Raw genomic sequence first — 1,723 nt, 5'->3', positions numbered from 1 at the left:
AAAAAGGATTATATCTATTCTGTAACATCTAAAGACATCATATCGGAAACGGATGCAGATGTAGTTGAGGAGACAAACAAAAAAGAGATTACGCTAATCACATGTGACAGGCTGTCAAAACTGAAGGGCGCCTTGTTGTGAAAGGGGAATTGGTTGATTCTTTTGGCCATACAAATTAAATATGCAAGAGTGAAAGCACGAAAAGAAAAGCTGCCGTTCAAAACGGCAGCTTTTTTGGGCTTGTCAAGAAAAGTGTGTAAGTTATTCTAGATATTTCTTCACACGTTCCTTTAGGTGGTCATGAACTAATAGTTGATTCATGACCATAGCCCATTGCTGGATGCGTCCACCATCCCATTTCTTTTCTAATTCTTTTGTTCGTAAAAACAATATTTTTAATAGGGCATTCTCATGGGGGAATGCTCCTTTTTTCGTGACTTTTCGAAAGCTAGAGTGGATACTTTCAACGGCATTTGTAGTGTACATGATTTTACGAATATTACCACCATAATCGAAAAGTTGTTCCACATGAGAAAAGTTTCGTTTCCATACGTCTACAGCTCCAGGGTACGTAGACCACTGCTTTTCAAAAGATTCAAATGCACTGTGACAAGCCTTAAGGCTTGGAGCTCCATACACTTTCTTTAAGGCAGCAGTAAAAGGCTTGTAGTCTTTACTTGGTATATACTTAATCGAATTTCGAATTAAATGAACAATACATCTCTGTACGGTCACATCAGGAAAAATCGCACGTGCTCCTTCTTCCAGACCACTAACGCCATCCATTGAGAGAAAGAAGATATCTTCTACACCACGAGATTTGATTTCATCAAAAATTTGCATCCATTTATGTTTACTTTCCGTTTCATTCAACCACAAACCTAGAATGTCCTTTTTACCTTCTATGGTATATCCTAGTATTGTGTAAACGGCATACTTCTTCGTTTCATAGTCATTACGAATGGTTGTGTAAAGACAATCGACAAACACAAAAGGGTAACAGTTACTTAAGGGACGATTTTGCCACTCTTCTAAATTAGGAAGTACAGTATCCGTAATGTCGGATACCATTTCATGAGATACAGAAAAGCCATAGATGTCTTCTATCGTGGAAGAAATGTCTCGTTGTGACATTCCTCTGGCATACATCGAAATGACCTTATCCTCTATAGAGGATACATCTCTTTTACGCTTTGGAATCAACTGCGGTTCAAATGAACCATCACGATCACGGGGGACTGCAATTTCAACTTCTCCTGCTGTTGTTTTCACGATCTTTTTGCCATATCCATTTCTTCTATTTCTTGTTTCTTTTTCTCCCTTGTCATTGGATTCATAGCCCAAATGGTGATTCATTTCACCTTTTAGCATTGACTCAAACATGGGACCAAATATGTCTTTTAATGCTTCTTGCATATCTTCTACTGATTTAGGCTGATACTGTTCGATAATCTTGTTAGCTAATTCTACGGAGTTCGGATCTCTTTTCAATTTCCCCACTGAAACCACTCCTTTAGCTTTATACTTATTATTCTATCAAATAAAAAACTGTGTGAGTAAGGAACCGTACGCATTCCTTACTTACACAGTTAATATTACACTCCCAGCCTCCTTCGTTTGCTGAGAAACTTTTGAACCTCGATTATCACCTGCTTAAACTGCAAGATTACTGTTAAAAAAAACCTGGATGAAAATTCAATTCATCTCAGGCTTTAAGCATCTT

Annotated in this window: 1 protein-coding gene and 1 pseudogene; one reads left to right on the top strand and one right to left on the bottom strand. The window is 37.7% G+C overall.

The features are described 5' to 3' along the window. Positions 1-179, top strand: a pseudogene (locus ACFQ88_RS39650) (sortase domain-containing protein); the annotation flags it as partial. Between the two features lie 82 nt (positions 180-261). Here ACFQ88_RS39650 and ACFQ88_RS39645 read toward each other — a convergent pair. Next, positions 262-1,509 (bottom strand): IS256-like element ISBsu2 family transposase, encoded by a 1,248-nt coding sequence (locus ACFQ88_RS39645; protein WP_031600262.1) that lies wholly within the window; start codon positions 1,507-1,509, stop codon positions 262-264. Between the last annotated feature and the right edge of the window lie 214 nt (positions 1,510-1,723).

Origin of the sequence: Paenibacillus sp. NPDC056579 (genome assembly GCF_042793215.1) — a bacterium.
In the GTDB taxonomy this organism is placed as follows: Bacteria; Bacillota; Bacilli; order Paenibacillales; family NBRC-103111; genus Paenibacillus_S.
Note: the sequence above shows the minus strand (reverse complement) of the source record. Positions and strands in the feature narration are given on the sequence as shown.